The sequence below is a fragment of the Chromobacterium sp. CCUG 76385 genome (assembly GCF_059916625.1).
This window is the reverse complement of record NZ_JAUCGU010000068.1, coordinates 1-1,458: the sequence shown is the minus strand read 5'-3', so window position 1 is coordinate 1,458 and position 1,458 is coordinate 1. Positions and strand designations below refer to the sequence as shown.

Sequence of the window (1,458 nt, the reverse complement as noted above, 5' to 3'; positions counted from 1 at the left end):
GGGTATCCATCATCACGCTCCTGGTGAGAGGCTTACTTCAGTGTAGTTACCAACTTACAATTGGGACATAGCCATAAAAAAGGCTGCCCGCTGGCAGCCTTTTCCTAATCGCATTAATTGTATATACCGATTTACTTTTTCACGCGCGTTTGCGAACGCAGCTTGTAACGCAGCCCGGGATGCGTCAGCCGGGCGAAGCTGACCAGCTTCTTGTGCGACCAGGTGCGGCGCAACACCAACAGGCAGGGCTCGGCGGCGGCAATGCCCAACAGCGCCTGCTCCGCCGGCCCCGGCAGCACGGCTTCCACGCTATGCTCGATATCCGTGAGCGGGCAGCTTTGCATCAGGTAGTCGTTGGGGGTGCGTTCGCGGAAATCCTGCCGCAGGTAGTCGGGCGCGAAAGCCGGGTTGACGTAGCGGTCTTCCAGCTGGATCGGCACCTCATCCTCGCAATGCACGATCAGCGAGTGATACACCAGGCCGCCGGCGCGCACGCTCAGCCGCAAGGCCACTTCCTCGCTGGCCGGCACCGCCTCCAGCACCATCACTTGAGCGGTATGAAGGTGGCCGCGCGCCTCGATCTCGGCGGCGATGTTGTTGATGTCCAACAACGGCGACTCCGCCTTGCGTTCCGCCACGTAAGTGCCGTCGCCGGCGAAACGCAGCAGGATGCCGGCTTCGGCCAGGTCGCGCACCGCCTTGTTGACCGTCATCCGCGACACGCCAAACTGGCGCGCCAGCTCCAGCTCCGGCGGAATCTTGCAACCGGGCAGGAAGTGGCGGTCGCGAATGCCGGACAGGATGTAGTCCTTGATCCGTTGATAACGGGGTTGCGGGGCGTCTGACACCGTGGCTCCATGTTCGAGGGAATGGCCGATTGTAGCGCGAGCGGCCGCATCGCTGGATGATCCAGCGCAGAAAACCGGAGGCAAGCCATGATGACCCTGCCGCAGTGGCTGGAGGCGTACGACGAAAGCCATCGCCATCCGTTCAACATCGCCATGCACAAGCTGTGCGTGCCGCTGATCGTGCTGTCGCTGCTGGGCATGCTGATGGCCCTGCCCGGCCCGCTGCCCTGGGCCTGGCTGGCCGTGCTGGCGGGCGTGGCCTGGTACTGGCGGCTGTCGCGCCAGGCGGCGCTGGTGATGGCGCTGTTGTGCAGCGTAGGACTGCTGTTGCTGAGCGCGGCGCAAAGCGCCGGCTGGCCGCTGGGCTACCTGTCGCTGCTGGTGTTCGCGCTGGCCTGGGCGGGCCAGTTCGTCGGCCATGCGCGCGAAGGCAGAAAACCTTCGTTCACCCAGGATTTGCAATTCCTGCTGATCGGCCCGCTGTGGACCCTGCGCGCGCTGTGGCTGCGGTTGGGGCTGATCGATCGCGAAACGCCTAGGGGCTGTTGACGTTTTGTGAGCGGTCGCGCCGGGATGCGTTTTGCGCCGAATCGAGGCGTTTCGCGCGCCG

The 1,458-nt window shown here is 64.1% G+C and carries 2 protein-coding genes; one reads left to right on the top strand and one right to left on the bottom strand.

Annotated elements, in window-relative coordinates:
- Nucleotides 1–131: 131 nt before the first annotated feature.
- A complete protein-coding gene (gene hutC / locus QUG01_RS19885; protein ID WP_500831601.1) occupies nucleotides 132–848 on the bottom strand; it encodes a histidine utilization transcriptional repressor HutC in 717 nt (238 codons plus the stop codon).
- An 87-nt stretch (nucleotides 849–935) separates the two neighbouring features.
- Here hutC and QUG01_RS19880 point away from each other — a divergent pair, with 87 nt between their 5' ends.
- On the top strand, nucleotides 936–1,397 hold the full coding sequence (locus QUG01_RS19880; protein ID WP_500831600.1) for an Mpo1 family 2-hydroxy fatty acid dioxygenase: 462 nt from the start codon (nucleotides 936–938) through the stop codon (nucleotides 1,395–1,397).
- Nucleotides 1,398–1,458 lie beyond the last annotated feature (61 nt).

What these genes read in the sequence shown, in the direction of transcription:
- QUG01_RS19880 (WP_500831600.1), top strand. Translation starts at nt 936, where the DNA reads ATGATGACCCTGCCGCAGTGGCTGGAGGCGTACGACGAAAGCCATCGC.